Genomic DNA, 24,035 nt, shown 5'->3' on the forward strand with positions numbered 1-24,035 from the left:
CCGCACAGATGAACCGACTGCTGTGGATTCTGATCGTCGCGATCGGGGCAGGTGTACTCCTGCTCATGCTCAACGATTCCGCCGGCAGTACATTCGGCATTGAGAATTACGATTTCAGCCAGTTGATCTGGCTTGGCGCTTTAGCGGCACTCGTCGGCGCCGGCCTGCTCAGATCGGGCAGGCCGTTGGGCACCATGGCCCGCAGCCTCGGCGCCTGGGGCGCCATCGTGCTGGCGCTGATCGCCGGCTATCAGTACCGCTATGAGTTGCAGGATTTCGCCAGCCGCGTCACCGCGGGCCTTGTTCCCGGCAGTCCGCTGGCGCTGGGCGTGGAAGAAGGCCATGCCACCGTCACCCTGGACAAGGCCGGCAGCGGCCATTTCGAAGCGCGCGTCACGATCAACGGCACGCCGATCCTGACGGTTGTCGATACCGGCGCGACCAGCACAGTGCTGACCGCCGAGGACGCTCTGGCGGCCGGGTTCAATTCGGCGGCTCTCCACTTCACCATCCCGATCTCGACCGCCAACGGCATGACGCGCGCAGCGTCGGTGCGAAGCGACGAACTGTCGATCGGCGGCATCGTGCGCAAGGACATGCCCATCATGATCGCCGCACCCGGCACCCTCGGTCAGAGCCTGCTCGGCATGAATTTCATTAGCTCGCTGTCGGGTTTCGACGTGCGCGGCGACCGCATGATCTTGCGGGATTGAGTTTGCTCAGGCCGCCTCTGCGGTCCTGCCGAAATCGACCTCGGCGAAGGCTGACTTCAGCACCTCCGGTCCGGCACCCGGCCGTGTCGCCTCGGTGGAGAGGATCTGCCGGTAGCGGCGTGCACCAGGCAGGCCGTGAAACAGCCCGACCATGTGCCGGGTGACATGCCCGAGCCGTCCACCCTGTTCGATATGGCGTGCTGCATAGTTCGCCATGGCGTCGATCAGCGCGGCAAAGTCGAACAACTCAGCTGTGCTGCCGTAAAACGCGGCATCCATGCCGGTCAGTATCCCTGGCGTGTGATAGGCAGCGCGGCCGAGCATGGCGCCATCGACATGGTCGAGATGCGTCAGCGCTTCTGCGAGAGATTGAATGCCGCCGTTGATGCCGATGAATTTGTTTTGTTTTCTGGCTTTCAGCCGATAGACGCGGTCATAGTCGAGCGGGGGGATGTCACGATTTTCCTTTGGGCTCAGTCCTTCCAGCCAGGCCTTGCGGGCGTGCACCCACAGCGCGTCGGCGCCAGTCGCGAAAACACCATCGGCCAACGCATCGAGTGCCGGTTCCGGATCCTGCTCATCGACGCCGATGCGGCACTTGACGGTAACCGGTATTTTCACCGCCGCCTTCATCGCCGCAACGCAATCTGCGACGAGCACAGGCGCCTTCATCAGGCAGGCTCCGAAGGTGCCCGACTGGACGCGGTCGGACGGGCAGCCGACATTGAGGTTGATTTCATCATAGCCGAAGGCTTCGCCGATGCGCGCCGCCTCGGCCAGCTTTCCCGGATCGGCGCCGCCGAGTTGCAGCGCCACCGGATGTTCGCTGTCGTCGAAGCCAAGCAGCCGCTCGCGTGCGCCGTGGATGACCGCATCGGCCACCACCATCTCGGTGTAGAGCAGCGCCTCGCGCGTCAGCTGGCGATGGAAGAACCGGCAGTGCCGGTCCGTCCAGTCCATCATAGGTGCCACGGCAACTTTGTGGCGTAACATATTCATTTTACTAGTTTCTCTGTCTCAGTCCGTCCGATACTCCGTTCGAATGACAGAGCAATTTAGCAAGAGATACAACACCTAACTAACCCGATATACGATTTTGCCGCCGCAACTGAAAGCAAATTGGCATGTCACAATGTCACTGTACGCACCAGTTAGATGCCTGCCGTGGAACGATGCACCGCCGGCGGCATACCAGTCAGCCAAGGCGAAGCGTGTTGCGGGCGATCTGCCACGCGGATTCGACATGCCGCCGCGCCGCCGCCGCCTCGTCCGGCTTGCGCGACCGGATTGCATCCATGATTTCGGTCATTTCGGTGATCGCCGGCTTTCAGGACCCGACTTCCGGCGATGTCTTGCTGGAAGGAAAATCACTGCTTGCAGTGCCTTCGCACAAGCACAACATCGGCATGGTCTTCCAACGCTACACGCTGTTCCGCATCTGACGGTGGCCGAAACCGTCGCTTTTCCGCTGCGGGTTCGCCGCCGGCCGGACACCGAGGTGAAGAAAAAGGTCGCCGACATGCTGGCCCTGGTGCGGCTCGAAAGCTTTGCCGGGCGCTTACCCGGTGCGCTGTCGGGCGGCCAGCAGCAACGCGTCGCGCTGGCCCGGGCGCTGGCCTACGATCGTCCGATCCTTTTGATGGACGAGCCATTGTCGGCGCTCGACAAGAAGCTGCGAGGAAATCCAGGGCGAAATCCGCCGCATCCATCGCCAGACCGGCGTCACTATTCTCTACGTCACCCACGATCAGGAAGAGGCGCTGCATCTGTCGGACCGAATCGCCCTGTTCAAGGATGGCCGCATCGAGCAGACCGGCACCGGCGAGGATCTCTATCTCAGGCCGGCGACCGATTCCGTTGCCGGCTTCACCGGCAATTCCAATTTCCTTGCTGCCGAACATCTCGGCACCACCAACGGCACGACAACGATCCGCATGACAGACTGTTGGGTCATATCCGGAGTCAGGGCCAACGGCACGTTCGGCAAAGGCCAGAAGACCAGGCCTGATGATCCGGCCCGAAGCCTTTAGCATGGAGCGGAGCCCGGCGAGCGCGGAACTGAATGTCGAGATCGTCGACATCGCATTTTACGGCTAGCGCCGGCGGATCGTCGCGCGCATCGCCGCTGGGCAGGAGGTTGACATCAGGCCGACCTCCGCCGCCATGCAATCGCAGGATGTGTCGCCCTGCACCCGGCAGGTCTTTTTCGATCCGGCTGCTGCATTCCTGTTTCCGGCCTGACTAAGCCGCGGTGGATCGCCGCCCTTCAACGCTTCGCAGCGATGGAGGCGTGCTTAGGATAAGTTGTGGTTCGGTCCATCATCAGCTTCGGTCGGCAAGCGCGTAACGTGTTCGACACTACCGGCTGCTGATTGGATGGCGGGGGTAGCTCGTGTATCCATTGACAGTCGTCATGCTCGGTTGGAAGATGAAGAAGGTCAGCGGCGATAGCCATACGGGAAGGCAATGGTCCAACCGCCAGATACCGGACACCATCCTGGCAGCGTCGTCGCGGTCATCGTCATTTGTTTGATCATCGTTGCTTTGTTCTTCATAGGCTTCAGATACTCAAGGCCGGGCCAGGGTACTCTCGTTATTCCTGGCGGTACGCAGCAGCAACCGTGAATCCGCCCCTTGGCGCGCGCTGATGCGGAGCCGTTCTCGTGCTGCCAAAAGTAGCCGGCGGGACTGGGGGACGCAGCAGAATGGTCCGGCGCGTCGCAGCCGGTCTTTTTGCTCCCGCCGCGGCATTCCTTTCCCACCTAAAGAACCAAGCCTGGCCGGCGTGGTGTCGACCATGCTGGGAGATGACGAGCCCTCATCCACCAGGCACTAGACGGCCCTGATCAGCCGGAGCAAAGAAAGCGCTTCGAAAAAGGTCCCTTTGCGAAAGGCGAGATAGGTCGGCTCTTCGACACCATGGAACCGGCGCTTGAAGGCCGCCTGCCCCTGCAGGTTGAAGCGGGTGCGATTGACCCACGGCGATTCATAGGCACGCTGGAAGGCGCGCCGCCAGAAATCGCTTTCGGCAAACCCGCTAGGTCCGATTTCGACAAGCGGCGACAGGCCGAGGGTGACCACGGAAACACCTTCGTCGCGAAAGCGGTCGACCGCGAATTTGGTCAGGCCGATCTCGGCATGCGCCGAGGCATCGATGTGCTTGCGCTTGAACGACGTGGTGTAGCCGATGACCTTGCCGTCGCTGAACAGCGGATCGAAATCCAGCAAGGCCACGAGCTCTCCATCCGGACCGTGCAGGACGAAACGGCGCATATCGACGCCAAGGTGATCGGCAAAAGGCCTGTTGAGAAACCTCATCTCCCAGCGCTTGACGATGCGGTCGGCCCGCCAATTCTGGGAGAGCCTGGCAATCTCGTCGAGGAAGACGGTCCCATTGTCCTCCGCGAAGGAAAACCCCTTCCTCAAGAGCCAGCGTTCGGAATAACGCACTGTCTCATTGCGCTTTCCGGAAAAGTCGTGGCCGGGCAGGACAAGCCTGGTGTCGACGCCGAGGCGGTTGACCTGATAGCCAAGTCCGGCAAGCACGTGCGCCGTCTGTTCGCCGATCTGCACGAACCACGGGCTGCCGGCAACCTCGATGAAACGTTCGATATAGTCGCGCCGATCGGCCGGGGCAGCCATTGGATCACCGAGCGCGAAGTGATGTCGCGTTTTGGTTCCGTAAGCGATGTAGCCCTGGGCATCGCCGAAGTAGTGAAGCCCCTTCTGCACGGCGGTCGAATAGGCAAGGGAAAAATCACCATGGCGACGGACCAGCAACAGGCGCTCGACATGGTTCAGCCGCAGCCGCGGTATTTTACGCCCGCGGTTTTCCAGGAAACGATCGAGGCGTCTTCGCAGTGACGACATGGTCGACTTTCGCGTGCCGGCTAGGCCGATGAAAGAGCTGACGGACCCCAAACCGATCATATTGCCGCGAGCTGATCCTTATCTCAGCGCGTCATGCTTCCCCAGCCGGAACCGCCAGATTCCTAGGCGCAATCTGCCCCGGTCCCGCCCCGAGGCGGCACCACGCGTTGTTGCCGACGCCGATGCCACTTCGGAAGCGCCCAGGTCACCTGCCAAACACGATGCTCTTATCGAACTGCGCTCTGAGAAGATTCTGCCTGATCGGAAGCCAGGAACTCGTCGCGTTCTGCTATCCACAAGTCGGCATAGTCGACATTCTGCCACTCGGCAAACCACGGGCCGCCGCTCGTATAGTGGACCGCCTTAGGTGTGCCGACAGCAGGCTTTTCGTTCCAGCCTTCGAGCCAATTCCACTCTACCGGCAATGAACCCAAATCTTTGTCGGCAACCCACTGCATTCGGTGAAGATAGGCGCCACTTTCCTGATTCACGACCTCTGGCGTGAGCGATTTGACCGAAGGATGCGCGCAATTGAACAGCATCAGCGACGACCAGTTTTTCCGAGGATAGGATGTCTGGACCACGCCATCCATCTTGGTTGTGGCCTTCGGCGTATAGTCATGCTGGACGCAATAGACCGCCTTGTCCGAGTCCGTATATTTCAGCAGGCCTGCGACGTCACCAAGCCACAGGAAATCGCAATCACAAAACAGGGCCCAGCCCGTGTAGTCGGCGAGAAAAGGCGTGAGGAAGCGCGTGTAAGTGAACTCCGTCGAGGCGAGTGGATCTTTTTCCCGCCAATACAGCCGGCGGGCACGCATCTCGTCTTGTTTGATCGGAATGACGGAGACAGGCGCCGACGCATGTTTGAGCAGCGAGTGTCGCGCGACGTCGTACGCGATCGGCTCACGGCTGTCCCATCCGATAAATACCCTAAACGCATCAGTCATATTCACTACCCTGGCTTTCGATTTTATCGGTCGTACACTAACTAGTTGGCGATGGCTCGGCAACAATTGCGGTCAACCGAGCCGGTTTCTCACAGATTTGTCCTGGCCTCAGCCTTGCTTTTTTGGGTGGACCCGGCCTCGCATTCCCAATGCGACACGCGCCCATTTCTGATAGGTGTAGCTGGCCGAATACGCGGCCACCATCGCACCAATGGAACCGTCCAGAAATCCCAGCCGGAAAATATAGCTGCGCACATAGGCCCAGACGGAACGCAAAACTGCCTTGCCTATCGAGCTTTTTTTGCCCTCGGCAAGCAGCTGCGCGGCGGATGCTTCTGCGTACCGGCCGATCTTGTCGTGGGCATCTGCCAGGTCGGTGATCGAGTCGTGCTCGATCGGCTGGGACAATCGCCCGACCTTTCCGTTCAACACTACTTTCTCGTGCACGGTGTCGTCGCTGAAGCGCCCGGAGCGGCGACGGAAGAGCCTGAGCACTAGATCGGGCGACCAGCCACTATGGCGGACAATGTGCCCGCAAAAGCGCGATCTTCTCGGTATTTCGAAGCCGTCATAGGCTTTTGGGTCGGCGATTACGGCCCTGATTTCCGTGCCGAGCGGCGCCTCCACCCACTCATCGGCATCCAGCGAGAGGATCCAATCGCCCCTTGCCGCGGCCAGCGCACGGTTTTTTTGCGCGCCGAAACCGGGCCAATCAAGGGTCATCAAAACCTTGGCCCCCAAGTCACCGGCAATCTCCCTGGTGCTGTCGCTGCTGTCATTGTCGAGAACGATGATTTCGTCTGCAAAATCCACCGAGCGAAGGCAGCGCGCGATGGACGCCTCCTCGTTGCGGGTGATGATAATGACCGAGAGCGCCGGCACGGTCAGAAGGTTCCGGCATCAAAGCTGCCACTGTCATTCGAATGCATCTGCAGCATCGGCTCCCGGCCCGTTAGCACATTGAGGGTACTAATCTAATTCAACAAAGTCGAAAATCATTTCAGATCAAGGCTTTCATACAGCGCCATCATTCGCTTGATCATGACATTGAAATCATAGTGTTCGGCCGCCACTCTCACCCGGGCTCCGGTTTCAGGTCGTGACGCCAACTGCAGCGCGTGGGCGAGCGCTGCTGCGAGGTCACGTTCGCTGGCCGCATCGCAAACGAGCGTCGGCTCGAACCGCTCGACAAGCTCGCGCGCTCCACAGCCGGTGCTTACCACGGCGGGCAAGCCGCTGGCCATCGCTTCGATGACCACTGTGCCGAAAGGATCATAGATGGAAGGCAGCACGGCAATATCGGCCGCGCCGTACCACGGCAGCATGTCTTTCTGCGGCCCCAGCATCTTGAGCCGTGCGCCGAGACCGAGCCTGTTACCGGCCTGCCTGAAGGCGTTGGCGCGCGAATCATGGCCGATGACCCACAATTCCGGCTCGCCATCGAGCCTGGCGACAGCCTTCATCAGTGCAAGCAGTCCTTTTCGCGCAAAGCCCGAGCCGACAAACAGGACGACCGGCCTGTTTTCGTCGACGTCGAGCTGCGCGCGGACCGCGGCCCGATGCTGTTGGCGCAGTTGCGGATTGAAGCGGTCGAGATCCACCCCGTTGGGAATATGGTGCACATTTTCGGCCGGATAATCATAGTGACGGACAATGTCCTCGGCGACCATCTTCGAAATCGCTATGACAGCTTTGAGCCGTGGACTGGCATAGGTTGCGCGCTCGAGGCGCAGCGTCTGGCGGTGAAAGGGGCTCAGCGCCATTGCCGCCCTGCCGAGCCGCGTCTCGAAACGCCGCCGTTCGGCAAGATAGGCGGCATGAACGCCCTCCCCGGCCCGGAAAACATCGCAGCACGGGAGGCGATCGTTGCTCTGCACCAGCGCCGGTGGCATCTCGGCGATCTTGCGGCAGGCGGCTTGAGCAAAGGACGCCGCCCGCAGCGAACGCGGAAAGCGGCGGCCGGCGCAATGGATGAATTCTACGCCTTCATAGCGCGGCCAGTCACCCGAGAGCACGGCCACCGGCCGCTGACGCGCGGCAAATGCGGCCATGATGTTTTCCAGCATGATCTCGCCGCCCCCAAAGGGCGCATAACGCTGGCGCACGAACAGGATCGGCCTGTCGAATTGATTTTCGATGCCACGAATGCCGGCATGCATTGGGTCAGGGCTCCGGCCTTGTTGCCATCTGACGATGTCTATAGAGGCCAGCGCGCATCGGCAACAGTTGGAAGGCTCACTCGCGGAACTCAGAACAGGCCTGTGTCCATTGTCCGCGACTGCTTGCGATTTGCCTGACGGTGCTGCATGTAGAAATTAACTGCAAACAGCGGATCAGCGCCAGCCGGGTAGTGACCGCTATGAGGGGGAAGCGACGGCTTGAGCAAAGCAACCTGGCCCGCCATTGTCCGCCGGACGATTACCGACACCGCCATATATCGGCTGAGACGCACCTTCGGAAGGCGGGCAGAAGTGTCATCGCTACGGCCGATAACGCCCCTTAAAGCGAATGACCTGCCTTTGATCCTCGTCATCCGCAACGAGGCGGACAGGCTGCGCCCGTTCCTGAAGCACTATCGCGAGCTCGGCGTCACCAGATTCGCCGTCCTCGATGATCGCTCAACCGACGGAACAGCTGAGCTTCTGGCCGAGCAGCCAGATGTCGATCTATTCAGCTCGCCGCTCACCTATTCTCAGTCGGACCTGGGAAACCTTTGGCGGCAGCGTCTTGTGCAGATTTATGGTCAGCCTCGCTGGTATCTGACCGTCGATGCGGACGAATATCTTGTCTATGACGGCATGGATCAGAATCCGCTCGGCGCGATGGCCGCCTGGCTCAAGCGGCGCGGAATGACACGCCTGCTGGCGCCGATGATCGACATGTATCCGAGCGGAAACATCTGGGACGTACCCTTCGATCCCATCGTGCCGCCATGGCAGGTTGCGGACCATTTCGACGGCAGCGGCTATGAGGTGACGAGGAGCCCCCGGCATCTCAAGATCACAGGCGGCCCGAGGACCCGGCTTTTCGCCAGGCAGCACAAGTTGACCAAGTTTCCTCTGATATATGTTGATCGCCAGACGATTTTTACGTCGATTCACGCACCGCTGCCCTACTGGCGAAACTATATAAAGGGATTGGCCGGCCTGCTTCATTTCAAGTTCTTCGCCGATTTCAACGACAAGGCGCAGGTCGCGGTGGCGGAAGGTCAGTATTGGAACGGCGCTTCCAAATATCGCCAGTATCATGAGGTATCGAGCGGTAAAGCCGCTCTCAGCGCGATGAGCGAACAGTCAATGCTGTACGAAGGCGCTCACAGCCTATTCCAAACGGGTTTGATCGACAAAATTGATTGGTAGACGGCACTCCGGCAGATGCCGAACCAACATCATGCATAACCGAACGCTTTCATGAGCTGGGCACCTCGTCCTTGTACCAGGTCCTGTAACTCGGCGTTTCCAAGTTCGGAGCGCCATCTCCCGCTCCCGTCATAGATTGGCTGATTGACCTGGTGGTTCCGGAGCACCTCGTGTGGCGTCTCGACGCTGGCGTCGGTCGGCTTGAACCATTGCTGCGGGTTCTTGTGGTAGTCGAGGAGATCCGGGCTGAAGGTCACATCAAGAAAGCCGCATATCTGCTCGACCACTTTGGCCGGTTTCTCGACCAGATCCTCATAGCGATAGATCAGCACATCCGGCTTTCCCCGTTCCGCGAGAACCAGCGCATTATCGTTGATCCAGCGGTCGAGAGCCTCCTGTGGGTCGTCAAGTCGTTTCGTCAGCGACGCCACGACGTCGCGCCCGTCTCGCACCGGCATGATGAAACGCGCGCCGGGCACGAGCCGGCGAATGCGGGCCACACGGCGGATATGCCGCGGCGTCTTTTCAAGCAGCACGTTCTTTCCAGCCTCGCGCGCCGCCCGCTTCAGTTTCCAGAAGCGGAACATGGCCAGTGGCGTCCACTTGAAGAAAATGTTGGTTTCCTGAAGCGGCAGGTAGACGTCAGGATGCGACGCAAGGATCGTCGCAATCAACGTCGTCCCGCTATGGCCGCAGCCGCAAATGAATCCGGTCCGCATCACCATGTCGGCAATGCCCCCTAACCCAAGGCGACCCGGGCGCGGTTATCGACGCGAGCGTAGCACAAGCCGTTCGTGCTAAAGACCTTGTCCAGCTTCTCCCAATATTCGAACTTGGCTAACTGCTCGTCACAATAGGCCACGTCGTTCTCGGAAAGATATTCGCCGTAACCGCCTATCTTACCCTTGCGCACCTTGAAGCTTTCGGGATCATTCGCATCGCGCGGCTGTAATATCTTGCCGTATCGATCGGACAGATCACCGGTCGATTCACTCACTTTCATCTTGTCGAAGGTTCGGTTGTTCGCCACGTCGACAAGCGTCTGATCGTCAGCCTGCTGGTTCAGGAATCCAAGGATCGCGCGAAGGACACCAGCCGTATCCCGATGCATATCTTCATATTGAAGATACCGGATTTCGCGCATCCGGGGCATGGCCGCGAACCAATGCAGATTGAATCTGATGATCTTTTCAATCCCATGATTGTCGCTTCTGATAAAATCACTGAACGATCCGGCTGGAAGCATGTGGCGCTTCTGAACCTGAAAGTACCCTGAGACCACCGTATCTCTTGGATCGCGAACAAGCATTATTGTTCTTCTCTTCTTGTATCGAGATTTATTCTCCTTGAGGCTCGATTTTGGTCGAAGTAACTTGTGGTCGGTTCCGTCGTGAATGTATTGAACTTCAACTCCGAGATCGTCCAGCATGACACGCAGCCACGTGCGCCCTGATTTTGGAAAGGATACGATAAGAGGAAGAGGCGGCGCTTTGGCCTGGAAAAATTTTAGAAAGGACATGGGAGAGACCTCCTTTAGATTATCAGAGCTGGCGCCCGAACCGCTGCAGGCCAGACCAACCCCATTACTGGGCGCCTAAGCCTACGGCTGATTCGAACACAAGGCAGAAATGCCGGCAAGAATTGCGATCCTCTGCGGGGCGAATTGGCCTTTACTATATCCCGGTTCGGAATGCCTTATGTTTTTTGGCCTGTTGCGACGAGTGTTCGACACGGGCGCTCCATTCCGCGATCCGTCGGCCGAACGCTTAATGCGGATCGCGTCGATGCGTATTCAGTGACGCGCTTTCGGACGACATGCATTAGCCACTCACTTTTGTGATCCATGGCGCCAGGATGGCCTCGGCCTCGCTCATCACCACGGACCAGGGGCGTTCCCGTTTCGAGACCAGCACGGCCGATGGATAGTAGGGCGTGCGGTCGCCCTCGACCGGCCAGGAGCGCTTGAAGCCGTCGCCCAGAATGAAAACCGAGGGGATGCCGAGCGCGCCCGCCAGATGCGCTCCGGTATTGCTGATGGTCACCACGGCGTCCATCGCGGCAACCTGCGCGGCGAAAAGGTCCATGTCGACGAGCTGATCGACCGATCTGTCATAAAGAATGCGCTCCGGCTCACCGTCGGTCAGGATCTTCAGATCGGTCTCGATCTGGCCGTACTGCAGCGAGACGAACCGGAGGTCCCGGCGGCCGATCAGGTTTCGCCAGGCGGCAAGCGGCGGCAGGTCTTTGCCGGGATTGGAGCTGCCCCATGCGACACCGACCAACGGCCGCCCTTCCTTCCGGTAGCGGGCGCGAAGTTCAGCGACCCGGGCCGGATCCGGCTTAAGGGGCACGAAATGCTCGCGGATCGTCGCCTCGTCGGTCTCGAAAACGGCAGTCAGATGCTGGACGCCGGCGAAGGCCTGCGCCTCGGCATAGACGGCCTTGCCGCCAGCACCGACCGGCCGCACATCGGCAGTTGGAAAAGTGCGCTGAAAGAGCGGTACCAGGCGGCGCTCGACGAGGACGATCGAACGGGCGGCGCGCGCCAGGGCACAGCCGACGGAGCTGGCATGATGGATCGCGGTGGCCAGACCCTGCTTTTCGGTTTCCATCAGATCGATCAGCAGTGTCTGGCCAGAAATATCCTGGCCCAGCCACTCGCCATCGACGCGGCCGTTGACGATGTGGCGTCGTGCAATCCTGAGTTCGGCGGCTGCGCCATAGGCGCCCATCCGCATCAGCGCCTTGCTGAGCTCGTCGATCAGGTGGACCTCGCCCCTCGATCTCGCAATGGATCCAAGAGCCAGGGCTTTCGGCAGTGCCGCCGGCCAATCGCGGGACTCGACGCTTCGCCGATAATCCGCCATCTGATCGGCAATGTCGCCGTCACGCCAGCGAAGGAAGAGCTGCCGCCGGTGACGTCGGAACCAGACCTTGTATTTGTAGCCTGCAAGCGCGACAGCGCGGCGCAACCGCCCGAGAAGTAGGCTACCTTCCATCGCCAGCTCCGCCGATGATTTGCATGACCCGTCCGCCTGCTTCCTGCACTGCCGACGCCCAGGTTCGGCCGCCTTTTCGGACCAGTCGAACGCTCGGATATGCGGCGACGGTCTCGCCGAAGGCAGGCCAGGACAGTCGAAACCCGTCGTCGAGCATGACAACCGTCGGCACGCCGAGCGCTCCGGCCAGGTTGGCGCCGGTATTGCTGACCGTCACCACTGCGTCGAGCGCCGCGATTTGGGCGGCAAAGCGGTCCATGTCCGTCAACTGGTCGACGGAAGCGTCATGGATGATGCGGCCCGGCGCGTGGCGCTCGAACTCGGAGAGAGCCGGCCCGACATCGCCATATTGCAAGCTGACGAGGCGCCCCGGCAGGCTGCCGAACAGCGTCCGCCAATCGTCCAGAGCCGGCAGATCCTTGCTCTTGTTCAGGCTTCCCCAGGCAAATCCGATCAGCGGACCTGGGCCGCCATCGAGATAGGTGCCGCGCAGCTCGGCAACCAGTCGGCGGTCCGGCTCCAGCGGAACGAAGGGCGCGCGTGCCGCCGGGTCGTCCGGCCAGAAATGCTTTGCGAGTGTCTCGAAACCGGCAACGACATCGGCGTCCACTGCCGCCATGTCCTCTTCCCCTTCAATCCTAACATCGAGCGCAGGATATGTTCTGCGATAAAGCGGTGCCAGTCGCGGCTCGACGAAGACGATGCATCGACCGGCAGCCGCGACGACTGGACCAAGCAGCGACGCGAACTGGAAAAAGATCGCCAGGTCGCCTTCGCGACGATCGACGAGAAGCGTGCGACCCGCAAGATCACTGCCATCCCAATCGGGTCTGCCGCGCTGCTTGCTCGCCGCCATCAACTGCCAGATGCGATTTCCGCCGTCGAGACGCCTCAGTCCGCGCCCCGCTTTCTTGATCAGGCCGAGATCGCCAAGCTGCTCACCAAGCGCGCCAAGCGCCAGTGCATGGTCGCGAGCAGTTTGCCAGTCACCACGCTGCACGCTTTCCTCCATCAGCCTCATATGCCTTTCGGCACTTTCGTCGGCGTGGCGCGAGGGACGTCTAAGAAGTTCCTTTGCCCGCTCGAGAACCTTCTGCAGCCGCTTGCCGGCGGCGCCTTGCGGGCGCAGATCGGCGGTTTTTGCTTTCTGAAGGATGGTTCGTCTGTTCTGCACGGCGATGTTCTATCGTCCTCGGGGAGCGTCGGAAAGCGCCGTCAGGATCGATGAGAGCCGCCGGCCGGCCTCGTCGAGCACCAGCGACCAAGTGCGCCCCTCCTTGCGAATGACAATGCCCTTCGGATACCAGGGTGTCCGGTCGCCGGTCACCGGCCATGCCGTCTGAAAATTATCGTCGATGAGGAAAACAGTCGGCACGCCAAGGGCTCCGGCAAGATGGGCCGCCGTATTGCTGATCGTCACGACAGCATCGAGTGCGGCGACCTGTGCCGCGAAACCGTCCATGTCGACCATCTGGTCGACGCCGTCGTCAAAGATCAGACGCGCTTCATTGCCGTTGCGAAGGCGCCGCAACGCCGGCTTGATCTGTCCGTACTGGAGCGAAACGAAGGTCGCTTGTGTCTGGGCGATGAACCGTGCCCATTCAGGAAAATCAGGCACGTCCTTGGTGTGGGATTTGCTGCCCCAGGAGAGGCCGACCAGCGGCAGATCCGTCATCGCCCGATAGCGCTTGCGGAATGTCTCGACGTGTTCAGGATCTGCCCGCAGCGGCACGAAGTCGGCAGCAAGCTTTTCGGCATCGCGTCCGAACACCCAGGCGAGATCTTCGAAAGTCGCACGTTTGTTGGCGACCACATTCCGCTGCGCCGGGACCACGGTCGCCTTCGGGAACGTTCGCTGCAGAATTGGTACCAGGCGCGGCTCGACCCGGATTGTTGCGCTTTGCGCATAGGCAGCGGCAGCGCCGGCCAGTCGCGCGTGGCGGATAACCCGGCCAAGGCTGCGCGGGTCATCCTCCACAAGGTCGATCAGCAGTGTATCCGATCCGAGATTCTCGCCGGTCCACTCGTTCGCGCTTTTCCCTTTCCGCAGCCGGCGAGCGGAAAGCCGAAGCTCAGCTGCCCGCGCAAAGTTGCCAAGCCGTTCGAATGCCTGGCCCGCCTTCTGCATCAGCTCCGGGTCGCGATTATGATCGGCCGCGACAGCTATCTCATTGGTACCGGCTTCAAGGCCTTTCCAGTCCCTGCGAACGATCAGGGCCTCAACCCTGGCTTGCAGCTCAAGAATGGACCGCGGCTGCTTGGGGCCGGAAAACAACCTGCGCACCGCCTTTTTGTACCGGCGCACCTGAAGGCCCAGTCCACCAATCACATACCGAACATAGGAACCGTGATAAAAGCTGGTCATCGGCCTTCAGCGCAATACGCTCTGCCGCAGCTTTTTGCCGCTTTCGACCATCGGATCGGGCGTCTCCAGGTGGAATATCGAACGATATATCTCGCTGTGCTTGGCAAGCTGGTCATGCGTTCCAGCATCGACAAGCTGTCCGGCGTCAAATACGAGAATACGATCGGCCGCCTTGATTGTAGACAGCCTGTGCGCAATGCAGATCACTGTGCGCTGAAATGTGTTGTCGAAGGCTGCCTCCATGACTGCCCGTTCGTTTTCACCGTCAAGCGCCGATGTCGCTTCATCATAGACGATTACCGCAGCATTCTTGAGCAGGGCGCGTGCGATGGCGACGCGTTGTTTCTGCCCGCCCGACAGATTGGTGCCGCTCGGCCCGACAAGCGTGTCGAGCCCGTTTTCGAGCGCCGAAGCGAAGCTGGTGACCCGGGCGAGGTTCGCAGCGGACTCGATTTCCTGATCCGTGGCGTTCGGGCGGCCGTCGCGAATGTTGTCGCGGATCGAGCCTTCGAACAGGAAGACGTCCTGTGACACCAGTGCGATATTATCGCGAACGTCGGCCAGGCTGATCTTCGAAATGTCCTTTCCGTCGATCAGGATCCTGCCCTTGTCCGGCTCCATCAGGCGCAGGATCAGATTGACGATGGTGGTCTTGCCGGCGCCGGAGCGGCCGACGATCGCCAGCTTCTCACGAGGTCGCACGTCGAAGGAAACACCCTCGAGCGCCGGGCTGTTGCCGTCATAGGAAAAGGCCACATCTTCAAAGCGGATACCACCATCGACGTCGGCCAGGCGCTCGCCCGCGATTGCAAGTCGCCGCTGCTCGGGCGTGTCGATCAAATCATACATCTGTTCGACGGCGACCATTTGCTTCTGGATGTCGACATTGACCCGGGCCAACCGCTTGGCAGGCTCATAGGCAAGCAGGAACGCGGTAATGAAGGCCATGAATTCGCCGGGCGTCTTGCCGTTGCCGAGGGTCTGCCAGCTGGCGTACATAACGAAAAGCCCGATGATCACGCCGCCGCCGGTCTCCATCAATGGGCTCATCAATGCTGACGTCCGGTTGATCTGGATGCCACGTCTTTCCATCTTGCGGACGGCCTTTGCAAAGCTGGCAACCGCCTTGTCCTCGAGCTGGAAGGACTTGATGGTGCGGATGCCTTCGACGGCTTCCGTGCCGATCGACTGGACCTGTGCGGCCAATTCCGTCTCGCCCCTCGCCAGCGCCTTGAGCTTCCTGGTTATCGCGCCGACTGACAGGAACAGCATCGGCAGAACCGCCACGGATATTAGCGACATTACCGGGTCCTGCTTGACCATGACGCTGGCCAAGGCAATCAGGGTCAGCAGATCAGAGACGGCGCTGCTCGTGAGGGTGAGAATAACGGTCGCCCCGGCGCGCGCGTTGAACATGATCTTGGAGATAAATTTTGCCGGATGCTGGTTCGCGAAACGGCTGATGTCGAAATACACCATTCGGGAAAATTGACGGTTTTGAAGGTCTGAAACGATAGCCCGGCGAATCTTCCCCGTGGTGATGGTCTGGCAGTAGGCAGCTATGCCCTTGACCAGGAAAATGCCGATAATGACGACGCTGATACCCGATACAGCGGCAGCGTCTCGCTCGACATAGATGGTGTTGATCATGACTTTCATGATCCAGGCCGCTGCCCCGGTCGCCGCAGCAGCAGCGATCGAGCACAGCAAACCTGTCACATACAGCATCTTGTGCGGCGGCAGATTTTCGCCAATCAGACGCTTGATCAGCGGATATGCTGGGGCCGTTGACACTCGTTTCTTTGCAATCATCTCGTCGCCGCCCGTTGCGATCCCGTCCGGTCTTTGTGTTGTCTTGAAGCGCGAAACGGTTTCGATCACCTGTCTGTGGCTTCGTTCCCGACCGCAGTCAATGCCGAACCGGACCCTTGCACGTCATCGGCTTACGACCGTCGGTTCCTCGCATACGAGCATAGCGGACCCAGCCACGCGGCTCTTGCGCCATTCGCTGTCGGCCGCGCTATGCCCGGTCAGTGTTTCGCGAGGACCATGAGATGGCTTCCAAGAGGCGAGGTGTGATTGCTTTTGATTGAAAAGCCCACATCCGAAAGCACCGCGATCATCTCTCTATCCTTGCCAGGAGGAACGCGGGCAACGATCGTTTGAGCACGCCTGGCGATATCGCACAGCACGCGTCGCGCCTTGTCCGCGCCGAGGCTCCACTGCATGTGATGGTAGACCGCCAGCAGCATGACGATGTCATACTGCGGTTGGAGAACATTTTGCAGCTTCCGGCTGCCAAGATCGAGACAATCGAACCGGCTTTGAACCGGACAACCCAGGAAGATCATCCTGGCCGTCTCGATATGCGGCTTGAGAATGTCGATCCCATGGATCGAACTCGGTCCTAGCTTGGATATCTCATAGGCGACAACACCCATGTTGCAGCCAACATCGAGAATGGACTTCCCGGCGTAGTCGACCTCTGCTGAGAATAGGCCGTCCAGTCGGTCGTCCCACGTTCCCTTGAATCTCTTTTGCTTATTTGACCACCACAAATCATTGTTCTCCAAAAGCGGCGCCGGACTGGTTTCCTTGACGGAGGACGACTGTGCGCTGGGCCTTGGCCCCGGACCAGTTGCTGGCGCGCAAACGACACTGTCCAGAATGTCCTGTAAACGTAACCGCGGGAGAAAGGAACTCCTGATCACAGCATCCTGCGAAGACGTTTCGGGAAGCTGACGAACATCAGCCCAACAGATCGACACATCGGTTGGAAACCGCAATGTCGCTTGGCGCCCCCTACCCGGGCCTGCCCTCGAGTTCCTGAAACGTACGCCCTTTCGGCAAGGCAAGCCATGTTTGTTCTTGCTTTGTGCCGGCAGCTATGCTACTAATTTGCCTATGGTGCTGATTTGCACCAACGACCGTCTTGCCGCGAGATGCGGTTTTTCAGCCAGGCTCGATCAAAGCTCGCCCGCATTGCCGGGCTTTTTGGCCAACAAGGTCGAGCGCCGGCCTTTTCGGCAGCTTCCGAGAAGGGAAATCGGAAAAGCAGCTTCCGGTTCTCGTCGCAGATTTCGAAGGAAAGGTCTGTCAGGACTGGGCTGCCGCTGAGCAGACCCTCGGCCAGGATTTCCTTGGCCGAAGCCATGGCGTTGTCCTGGGCGGCAGACAGGCCATCCAGGTCCTGCCCCTCGAAATCTTCCGTCAAGCGGCCGTCATTGTTGGTAGTGTCTCAGTTTGAAATTTGAGACCGGTCAGCCTATCAGAATGCATGAAGTCATATTTCTTGGTTGGGACAATAGGGAAGGCCCAAACTGAAGCGGAGTTGGACCGACAACTCCCCGGCCAACGGCACCCTTGGGTGCTACCCAGACTCGGTGGAGGCGATGCTATCGCCTACGTCAGTTTGGAAGCCAACGGGGATGTCCAAGTCGATGTTAGCGGTCGGCACCACCCGAAGGATCAAGTCGTATTGCGCCTGCTGCGATTGCTCCGAAATGAAGTCGGCGGCACTATCGAAGATGACGGCTAGATGCCGCGTTTTTGTACGGCCCACGCTTGCCCGGCTTCGGCCCCTCCAAGAAGAACAACGGCGAAGGCAAAGAAAAGATGCTCACTTGGACCACGCTGAGCTCATTAAATGAAAACGATCTCCTCTACCGTGGCGCGGTGTTTCGCTTCCGTGCAGTAACACCAATCGAAGAGATCCGAGAATATATGCTGTTTGAAACCTTCGAAGCATCCGGTCTAGGGCTTGTCCGGTGCAGCGGCTATGGCGCGGGCCACGTCTCGTCTATTTGCCGAAGGAAGCGAGGGCAAAGGGCGCAATGGCAATATCGCCAATTTGGCTTGCCTCGCATTGGCGCAAATGGATCGGTCATTCTACCCCAAGCGAAGTTTGGGTATCCAAGGCGGCGCGGGAGCCGCCGGAGCGGCTGCCAGCCAGTGATGCCTTCGAGATGAAGCCGGGCAATCTTCCGCCCGATAAAAAATGAATTCAAACTGAGACACTACCTCATTGTTTCAGAAATGAAAAAATATCTCGGCATGCCTGCTCCGGCTGGTTGGTTTATGTCGTCGCGAGCGGTCTCAGGAACAGCGTTGGATTCGTACAGGACAGCACTGTACGATTTTGACATCGGGATTCATGGCATTCAGGCCTTCATGCGTCAGGTCGATCGAACAGCACCCCCAGCCCATGCTCGAACGCACATGCCGCAATCATTTCGTCCAGGGCTTTTCCGGAGACCGGGCAATTCGGCATGACAGCCGTGATCGCCATCTCAGCCGCTGCGGTGGAAACCTCATCGTGGCGCCTCTTCCTGGTCTCGATATATTGCTCGATCAGAATTTTCAGGCGCCGCGCTGCAATCTCGTCAACGACCATCGTTCTCCCTCGATTCGGCACAATGTCCGTCTTCCGGGTGAAAGGTCCGCTGCCATTGGGTAGCAGCGGACCACTCGGCTGGGTGACCCAATGGCCCGAGGCGGGGGTCTCGGACCGTCACACAATAGCTTCGAGAGGCCACTCGTTCCACAGAACGCTGTCGTTGGTAATATTCGTACACTGAACATTGCCGCAGGCAGTCGGCGACTGTGCGATTTTTCGGCCAAGCTGCAGTCGCCGGATACCGGATCAGCTCCGGCTTTGATAGCTGTAGATGCCTGCGCCGATCGCGACCGCTCCTACGGTGATCAGAATCGATGGCACCCCCATCAACGTCGCGACGATCCCCCAGACGATGGCGACGGCGATTGCGCCGGCAGTTCCCAGGACCAGTCTAAGCCGTTTCGACATTATCCATTCCCCCAAAAAATGCATCTTTGGCCCTTCCGGTCGAAATACCGCAATGCGGCACCATTGTCTGCGCTTCGTCCAACTTTCTATGCCCGCCCCTGAGCCCGACCGCTGAGGCGTAAGCGATCCGTATGCGGCCCTGTTGCAAACACCCACTCGACAGCGAGGAAGCTTTGGGCGCGAGCCCGAGAAGCGAGGCGTCAGAAAGCGAGGTATCTATGCAAAATTTTCGGAATTTACTCCGGTTCTCGATCATGGCCATGGCGGCCACGACAACCGCAATAGTCATCACGGGCCTTACGCCTAAGACAACCGAAGCGACTTTGATTTGCCATAGGTTGGTCTGCCAGAAGGCGAGCAATGAACCCAGTGCCTTCGGCACCAAAAATCAGCGTAAATCCACCTGCGAAAATGTAAGCGAGGGCGCTAACAACCGTCCCTCCCCGCACAATGTCAACAAGGGGCCCATCGGCAGCTCAAGCAGCAGCGGTTCGAGCGGACAAGCAGTTCGAGTGGCCGCAGCGGCTCGAGCGGCAGCAGCGGATCAAGCGGCAGCGGTGCTTCGAGCGGCGGCAATGACGGCAGTAGCGGGTCCAGCAGCGGCAACGATGGGACAAGCAGCAGCGCCGCAAGCGGCTCCAGCGGTTCGAGCGGCGGCAGCAGCGGATCGACGGCGGCGGATCGACCAGCGGAACAGGCGGTACCAGCGGCGGTGGCCACTCTACTTGACCCATGCCGGCGACCTGGCGGCCGCCAACGGCAATCAATCCTCATAACAACGGGAGTAGTAGCTTGACGCTCCAACCGAAATCGGCGACCGCGCCCCTCACCGGCCCCGCAGGATTGCTTGGTCTTGCGCTGGCTGTCGCGATGCTCGTCGACAGAAGCTGGCCTGTGCATTTGCAGGCCATGAACGCGTCTGTTCGCAAAAGCGCGTCGGTCGCCGATCGGGCGCTCCGGCTGAATGCCACCCGTGATCTGACGGTCTGCGGCAGTTGGCGCGCCTATCGCCTCAGCGCGTGATCGCGATGCCGCTCCTCGCCGCTCATCGGCAACGGCCGATCGCCCTCGAGCAGGCGGGTGATCCGTGCGAAGCCGGTAAAAGCCTTTCGCGCTTCCTCGGCCGACATCCGGCCGGCCATGGCAGCAGCGCAGCAATTCACGGCGCACTGGTAAACCGGCCCGCGCCGCCCGGCCGGCCATTTTCGCAAGAATGCCATTGCTTCGGCAACGCTGTCGATCTCCTCCACGGGCTGTCCCTGTCCGCGCAAAATCCGCACAGGTGAAAAGAATTGCAAACGGTCCATCGTTCCTCCCCGTCGACCGGTTGCGTGCGATCGAACCCCACTAAACTCGCGAACCGGGCTTTGGTTCCCGGCAAAGAGGGCTTGGCTTGGAAAATGTTGGCCGGACCAGACGAGCAGCGGTGGAAACGCCCGGCAGCCCCTATCGGATGACATCTTGCCCCAATTGGATGACATCTTGCTATGGTACGGGAACGTTAGCGCGGCTGATGCATTTCGATGCCACGAACAGTCTTGTTTGAGGGAAATGCCAAAACATGAGAATAGCCCATGTGGCGCCGCTCCATGAATCCGTGCCACCCCGGTTCTATGGAGGGACGGAGCGCATCGTCTCCTATCTGACCGAGGGATTGGTCGAGCTTGGCCATGACGTGACCCTGTTCGCCAGCGGCGATACCAAGACATCGGCGAAATTGGTGGCGTGTCGCGAGCGCGCGCTCCGTCTCGATCCGCGCCCGCACAAATCCGAAACCGCGGCGCATCTCGCGATGCTCGCCGAGGTGAGGAACCGGGCGCAACAGTTCGACATCATCCATTTCCATCTCAGCCACTTCCTGCATTTTCCTTTCTTCGAACACATACCTGACCGCACGGTGACGACACCGCATGGCAGGCTCGACTATGTCGACCTGGCCCCGGCCTACGAACGTTTTCCGCGCTTTCCGATGATCTCGATTTCGCGCAGCCAGAGAACCGGGCTACCCACGGCCAATTGGCTGGCGACCATCCATCACGGGCTGCCGATCAATATCTACGAGCCGACTTTCGAGACGGATGCGGACGAGCCGTATCTGGCCTTTCTGGGCCGGCTGTCGCGCGACAAGCGGCCGGACCGTGCCATTGAGATCGCCTTGCGCTCCGGGCTGAAACTGAAGGTTGCGGCAAAGATCGGCGACGACGACCGCGCTTTTTTTCACGACACGGTCGAGCCGCTGATCGACGGCGACCGTGTCGACTACATCGGCGAGATCGAAGAGGACAGAAAAGCGGAATTCCTCGGCAAGGCGGCCGGCCTGCTGTTTCCGATCGATTGGCCGGAGCCGTTCGGTCTTGCCGCGATAGAGGCTATGGCCTGCGGCACGCCGGTGATCGCCTGGAAATGCGGTGCCCTGCCGGAGATCATCGACCACGGCGTGACCGGTTTCCTTGTCGATTCAGTCGATGCTGCTGTCGCCTCGATACCGGAATTGCTGCGCCTCGACAGGCGACAGGTGAGAGCCGTATTCGAAAACCGTTTTTCTGCCACGAGAATGGCCCACGACTATGTGACTGCCTATGCGCGCCTGATCGGCACTCCCGGTGAAGCGAGAGCGTCCTGATCGGCGTCATTGTGGACGTTGGAAACGAAACGACAGAGCTTGTGACGTATGAATCAACTCGACGAGCGTAAGCTTGATCCCGCTGTAGCCCTTGCCTCGCTCGACGAGGTTGCGCCCCGGGAGCCGCACCGACTGTTCGCCCTCAAGCAAGGCGACTGCTTCGCGGTGGCCGACGCTTATGGCGACATCCGCGGCGCCGGCGACGGCTTTTTCCGAGACGACACGCGTGTGCTTTCGGAATTCCGGCTGACGATCGGTGGCCGGCAAATGTCGCTGCTGGGCGCATCGCTCAGCCAGGACAATGTGCTTTTCACCTCGAACCTGACCAATCTGCCGATCCAGAGTGTCGGTGGCCGCGACATTCCGCAGGGCGCGATCCACATAGAACGCGTCAGGCTGCTTTGGCAGGACCGGCTGTTCGAGCGCATCACCCTTTCGAACTACAGCCAGGAATCGTCGGCCATTCGGGTTTCCTTGCATTTCGCAGCAGATTTCCGCGACATGTTCGAGGTGCGCGGTTCGACCCGGCTCAAGCGCGGAATAGCCCACGCCGCCGAGACCAGTCCGACATCCGTGGTGCTTCGATATGACGGGCTGGACCAGCTCGTACGCCTGTCGGCGATCTCGTTCTCGCAGGCGCCGGACAATTTGACCGCCAGCCGTGCGGATTTCCTGGTTGCGGTGACGAAGCGCAGTAGCGAGGTCCTCTATATCGAGGTCGGCCCGGAGGTGGCGGAGACACCCGACCGCGACCGTTTTCGGGCTGCCGCCGCCCGCGCTCGCTTCGGCATGCGCGCCAAACGCCGCCACGGCGCGACGGTGCACAGCTCCGGCCGCGTCTTCAACGACTGGATCGAACGCGCGCGCGCAGACGTGGCGTTGCTGACCACCGAGCTTGCAACCGGACCTTACCCCTATGCCGGCATACCCTGGTTCTCGACGGCGTTTGGCCGTGACGGGGTGATTTCCGCACTGCAGATGCTGTGGTTGAATCCTGGGCTGGCGCGCGGCGTACTTGCCTTTCTCGCCCAGCATCAGGCAACCGAAACGTCGCCGTTCAGCGATTCGCAGCCGGGCAAGATCATGCACGAGACCCGCAAGGGCGAGATGGCGGCGCTGCGGGAGCTCCCGTTCGGCCGCTATTACGGCGGTGTCGATACCACGCCGCTCTACATTCATCTCGCTTGCGCCTATGCGGATCGTACCGGCGACATGGCGTTCGTCGACAGCCTGTGGCCATCGCTCTGTGCAGCGGCCGAATGGACGGAAGAGACAAGCCGCGCGACCGGCTTCGTTACCTACCAGCGCGGCGCCGAGACCGGCCTCGCCAACCAGGGCTGGAAGGACAGTTTCGATTCCGTCTTCCATGCCGATGGCCGCATGCCCAAGGGGCCGATCGCCCTGGTCGAGGTGCAAGGCTACGTCTTTGCTGCGTTCCGTGGGCTGGCGGCGCTCGCCCGCCGCCGCGGCGAGGACGACAAGGCCGATCATTGGGAGGAACGCGCCGAAACCATGCGCGCCGCGGTGGAACGCCATTTCTGGATGGACGATCTCAATTTCTATGCACTGGCGATCGATGGTGCAGGCGAGCTCTGCAAGGTACGGACGTCGAATGCCGGCCATCTTCTCTATGTCGGGCTGCCCGAGCCGGAACGGGCGCAGATGGTCGCCGATCAGCTGCTCTCCGCGTCGTTCCACTCTGGTTGGGGAGTGAGGACGCTGGCCGACGATGCGATATTCTTCAATCCGATGTCCTACCACAATGGCTCGATCTGGCCGCACGACACCGCCATGTGCGGTGCCGGCCTGGCACGTTACGGCGTGCGCGACAGCGTGGTCCGGCTGATGAGCGGCACGTTCGAATCGGCTGTCCATTTCAACATGCGGCTGCCGGAACTGTTCTGCGGCTTTACCCGGTCGCCGGGCGAAGCGCCGATCGCCTATCCCGTCGCGTGCCTGCCGCAGGCCTGGTCGGCGGGATCGGCCTTCATGCTGATGCAGGCCTGCCTTGGCCTCGAAATCGACGGCTGGAAGAGCGAAATCCGGGTCACCCGCCCAAGGCTGCCGATCGGCATCGACACGCTGACATTGCGGCATCTGGGTGTCGGCTCGACGGTGGTCGACCTCACATTCCAGCGTGTCGGCGACCGGGTCGTCGCCTTTCTCGCCGATCGGTATGAGGGGATGGTGCCGCTCATCGTGCGCACTTGATGCCGCCGCGCTGCGACGCATCGAAATGATGCCCGGCATTGCAATCGTCCGGAACCGATAGCCTCTTTGTGCGTTGCAAAATGGGCAGCGGGGGATGCTGTCGTCGTCACATGGCAGCGAACCAGAAAAACAAACAGAAAC

Annotated in this window: 22 protein-coding genes and 1 pseudogene; 6 read left to right on the forward strand and 17 right to left on the reverse strand. The window is 60.3% G+C overall.

What is annotated here, in order from left to right:
- Window positions 1-8 precede the first annotated feature (8 nt).
- Window positions 9-713, forward strand: coding sequence for a TIGR02281 family clan AA aspartic protease (locus NKH42_RS18290; protein WP_352478885.1), 705 nt, complete (start codon window positions 9-11; stop codon window positions 711-713).
- 6 nt (window positions 714-719) lie between these two features.
- Here NKH42_RS18290 and dusA read toward each other — a convergent pair whose 3' ends face one another.
- Complete coding sequence (gene dusA, locus NKH42_RS18295) at window positions 720-1,712, reverse strand: tRNA dihydrouridine(20/20a) synthase DusA (protein WP_352751716.1); 993 nt, start codon at window positions 1,710-1,712, stop codon at window positions 720-722.
- Window positions 1,713-2,029: 317 nt separating this feature from the next.
- Here dusA and NKH42_RS18305 point away from each other — a divergent pair.
- Window positions 2,030-2,954 (forward strand): annotated as a pseudogene (locus NKH42_RS18305) (ABC transporter ATP-binding protein); the annotation flags it as partial.
- 591 nt (window positions 2,955-3,545) lie between these two features.
- Here the strand turns inward: NKH42_RS18305 and NKH42_RS18310 are convergent.
- The 4 genes from NKH42_RS18310 to NKH42_RS18325 all read right to left on the reverse strand — a co-directional run bounded on the left by NKH42_RS18310 (window position 3,546) and on the right by NKH42_RS18325 (window position 7,692).
- Window positions 3,546-4,583 (reverse strand): phosphatidylglycerol lysyltransferase domain-containing protein, encoded by a 1,038-nt coding sequence (locus NKH42_RS18310; RefSeq protein WP_352507287.1) that lies wholly within the window; start codon window positions 4,581-4,583, stop codon window positions 3,546-3,548.
- A 227-nt stretch (window positions 4,584-4,810) separates the two neighbouring features.
- On the reverse strand, window positions 4,811-5,533 hold the full coding sequence (locus NKH42_RS18315) for a glycosyltransferase (RefSeq protein WP_254817270.1): 723 nt from the start codon (window positions 5,531-5,533) through the stop codon (window positions 4,811-4,813).
- Window positions 5,534-5,641: 108 nt separating this feature from the next.
- Window positions 5,642-6,415 carry a glycosyltransferase family 2 protein gene (locus tag NKH42_RS18320; protein WP_352507288.1) on the reverse strand — a complete coding sequence of 258 codons (774 nt, stop codon included), beginning with the start codon at window positions 6,413-6,415 and terminating at the stop codon, window positions 5,642-5,644.
- Between the two features lie 113 nt (window positions 6,416-6,528).
- Window positions 6,529-7,692, reverse strand: a complete 1,164-nt coding sequence (locus NKH42_RS18325) for a glycosyltransferase family 4 protein (RefSeq protein WP_352507289.1) — start codon at window positions 7,690-7,692, stop codon at window positions 6,529-6,531.
- A 219-nt stretch (window positions 7,693-7,911) separates the two neighbouring features.
- Here NKH42_RS18325 and NKH42_RS18330 point away from each other — a divergent pair, with 219 nt between their 5' ends.
- Window positions 7,912-8,892, forward strand: coding sequence for a glycosyltransferase family 2 protein (locus tag NKH42_RS18330; protein ID WP_352507290.1), 981 nt, complete (start codon window positions 7,912-7,914; stop codon window positions 8,890-8,892).
- Window positions 8,893-8,921: 29 nt separating this feature from the next.
- Here the strand turns inward: NKH42_RS18330 and NKH42_RS18335 are convergent, their stop codons facing one another.
- From NKH42_RS18335 to NKH42_RS18380, 11 genes are all read right to left on the reverse strand, one after another.
- A complete protein-coding gene (locus tag NKH42_RS18335; protein WP_352777871.1) occupies window positions 8,922-9,617 on the reverse strand; it encodes a sulfotransferase family protein in 696 nt (231 codons plus the stop codon).
- A 14-nt stretch (window positions 9,618-9,631) separates the two neighbouring features.
- On the reverse strand, window positions 9,632-10,411 hold the full coding sequence (locus NKH42_RS18340; RefSeq protein WP_352688356.1) for a sulfotransferase domain-containing protein: 780 nt from the start codon (window positions 10,409-10,411) through the stop codon (window positions 9,632-9,634).
- A 301-nt stretch (window positions 10,412-10,712) separates the two neighbouring features.
- Window positions 10,713-11,891 (reverse strand): glycosyltransferase family 9 protein, encoded by a 1,179-nt coding sequence (locus NKH42_RS18345; protein ID WP_352974343.1) that lies wholly within the window; start codon window positions 11,889-11,891, stop codon window positions 10,713-10,715.
- On the reverse strand, window positions 11,881-13,065 hold the full coding sequence (locus NKH42_RS18350) for a glycosyltransferase family 9 protein (protein ID WP_352507294.1): 1,185 nt from the start codon (window positions 13,063-13,065) through the stop codon (window positions 11,881-11,883). Before NKH42_RS18350 ends, NKH42_RS18345 begins: the two co-directional genes overlap by 11 nt.
- A gap of 9 nt (window positions 13,066-13,074) precedes the next feature.
- Window positions 13,075-14,256 (reverse strand): glycosyltransferase family 9 protein, encoded by a 1,182-nt coding sequence (locus NKH42_RS18355; protein WP_352507296.1) that lies wholly within the window; start codon window positions 14,254-14,256, stop codon window positions 13,075-13,077.
- A gap of 6 nt (window positions 14,257-14,262) precedes the next feature.
- Window positions 14,263-16,050, reverse strand: a complete 1,788-nt coding sequence (locus tag NKH42_RS18360) for an ABC transporter ATP-binding protein (protein WP_352688353.1) — start codon at window positions 16,048-16,050, stop codon at window positions 14,263-14,265.
- A gap of 236 nt (window positions 16,051-16,286) precedes the next feature.
- Entirely contained in the window at window positions 16,287-16,829 is a 543-nt protein-coding gene (locus tag NKH42_RS18365; RefSeq protein WP_254817280.1) for a class I SAM-dependent methyltransferase, read from the reverse strand.
- Window positions 16,830-17,158: 329 nt separating this feature from the next.
- Window positions 17,159-17,470 (reverse strand): DUF6894 family protein, encoded by a 312-nt coding sequence (locus NKH42_RS31280; RefSeq protein ID WP_502896086.1) that lies wholly within the window; start codon window positions 17,468-17,470, stop codon window positions 17,159-17,161.
- A 954-nt stretch (window positions 17,471-18,424) separates the two neighbouring features.
- The gene (locus NKH42_RS18370) at window positions 18,425-18,649 is read right to left on the reverse strand and encodes a hypothetical protein (RefSeq protein WP_352507298.1); all 225 of its coding nucleotides are present in this window, start codon (window positions 18,647-18,649) and stop codon (window positions 18,425-18,427) included.
- Between the two features lie 249 nt (window positions 18,650-18,898).
- A complete protein-coding gene (locus NKH42_RS18375; RefSeq protein WP_352507299.1) occupies window positions 18,899-19,060 on the reverse strand; it encodes a hypothetical protein in 162 nt (53 codons plus the stop codon).
- A gap of 453 nt (window positions 19,061-19,513) precedes the next feature.
- Window positions 19,514-19,780, reverse strand: coding sequence for a hypothetical protein (locus NKH42_RS18380; RefSeq protein ID WP_352507300.1), 267 nt, complete (start codon window positions 19,778-19,780; stop codon window positions 19,514-19,516).
- 72 nt (window positions 19,781-19,852) lie between these two features.
- On the opposite strand from NKH42_RS18380, the gene NKH42_RS18385 reads away from it, so the two are divergent.
- Window positions 19,853-20,083, forward strand: coding sequence for a hypothetical protein (locus tag NKH42_RS18385; RefSeq protein WP_352507301.1), 231 nt, complete (start codon window positions 19,853-19,855; stop codon window positions 20,081-20,083).
- Here NKH42_RS18385 and NKH42_RS18390 read toward each other — a convergent pair.
- Window positions 20,065-20,367 carry a DUF982 domain-containing protein gene (locus tag NKH42_RS18390; RefSeq protein WP_352507302.1) on the reverse strand — a complete coding sequence of 101 codons (303 nt, stop codon included), beginning with the start codon at window positions 20,365-20,367 and terminating at the stop codon, window positions 20,065-20,067. The two genes, NKH42_RS18385 and NKH42_RS18390, sit on opposite strands and share 19 nt — an antisense overlap.
- Window positions 20,368-20,621: 254 nt before the next feature.
- Between NKH42_RS18390 and NKH42_RS18395 the strand changes: the two genes are divergently transcribed.
- Together NKH42_RS18395 and NKH42_RS18400 are read left to right on the forward strand one after the other, a co-directional pair.
- Window positions 20,622-21,683 (forward strand): glycosyltransferase family 4 protein, encoded by a 1,062-nt coding sequence (locus tag NKH42_RS18395; RefSeq protein ID WP_352507303.1) that lies wholly within the window; start codon window positions 20,622-20,624, stop codon window positions 21,681-21,683.
- A 48-nt stretch (window positions 21,684-21,731) separates the two neighbouring features.
- The gene (locus NKH42_RS18400) at window positions 21,732-23,894 is read left to right on the forward strand and encodes an amylo-alpha-1,6-glucosidase (RefSeq protein WP_352478897.1); all 2,163 of its coding nucleotides are present in this window, start codon (window positions 21,732-21,734) and stop codon (window positions 23,892-23,894) included.
- The last annotated feature ends 141 nt before the right edge of the window (window positions 23,895-24,035 follow it).

Source organism: Mesorhizobium sp. M1142, from assembly GCF_040318565.1.
GTDB lineage: Bacteria > Pseudomonadota > Alphaproteobacteria > Rhizobiales > Rhizobiaceae > Mesorhizobium.

What these genes read in the sequence shown, in the direction of transcription:
- NKH42_RS18340 (WP_352688356.1), bottom strand. Translation starts at nt 10,411, where the DNA reads ATGTCCTTTCTAAAATTTTTCCAGGCCAAAGCGCCGCCTCTTCCTCTT.
- NKH42_RS18345 (WP_352974343.1), bottom strand. Translation starts at nt 11,891, where the DNA reads ATGGAAGGTAGCCTACTTCTCGGGCGGTTGCGCCGCGCTGTCGCGCTT.
- NKH42_RS18375 (WP_352507299.1), bottom strand. Translation starts at nt 19,060, where the DNA reads ATGTCGAAACGGCTTAGACTGGTCCTGGGAACTGCCGGCGCAATCGCC.
- NKH42_RS18400 (WP_352478897.1), top strand. Translation starts at nt 21,732, where the DNA reads ATGAATCAACTCGACGAGCGTAAGCTTGATCCCGCTGTAGCCCTTGCC.
- NKH42_RS18335 (WP_352777871.1), bottom strand. Translation starts at nt 9,617, where the DNA reads ATGGTGATGCGGACCGGATTCATTTGCGGCTGCGGCCATAGCGGGACG.
- dusA (WP_352751716.1), bottom strand. Translation starts at nt 1,712, where the DNA reads ATGAATATGTTACGCCACAAAGTTGCCGTGGCACCTATGATGGACTGG.
- NKH42_RS18355 (WP_352507296.1), bottom strand. Translation starts at nt 14,256, where the DNA reads ATGACCAGCTTTTATCACGGTTCCTATGTTCGGTATGTGATTGGTGGA.
- NKH42_RS18310 (WP_352507287.1), bottom strand. Translation starts at nt 4,583, where the DNA reads ATGTCGTCACTGCGAAGACGCCTCGATCGTTTCCTGGAAAACCGCGGG.
- NKH42_RS18315 (WP_254817270.1), bottom strand. Translation starts at nt 5,533, where the DNA reads ATGACTGATGCGTTTAGGGTATTTATCGGATGGGACAGCCGTGAGCCG.
- NKH42_RS18395 (WP_352507303.1), top strand. Translation starts at nt 20,622, where the DNA reads ATGAGAATAGCCCATGTGGCGCCGCTCCATGAATCCGTGCCACCCCGG.
- NKH42_RS18325 (WP_352507289.1), bottom strand. Translation starts at nt 7,692, where the DNA reads ATGCATGCCGGCATTCGTGGCATCGAAAATCAATTCGACAGGCCGATC.
- NKH42_RS18290 (WP_352478885.1), top strand. Translation starts at nt 9, where the DNA reads ATGAACCGACTGCTGTGGATTCTGATCGTCGCGATCGGGGCAGGTGTA.
- NKH42_RS18370 (WP_352507298.1), bottom strand. Translation starts at nt 18,649, where the DNA reads ATGGTCGTTGACGAGATTGCAGCGCGGCGCCTGAAAATTCTGATCGAG.
- NKH42_RS18390 (WP_352507302.1), bottom strand. Translation starts at nt 20,367, where the DNA reads ATGGACCGTTTGCAATTCTTTTCACCTGTGCGGATTTTGCGCGGACAG.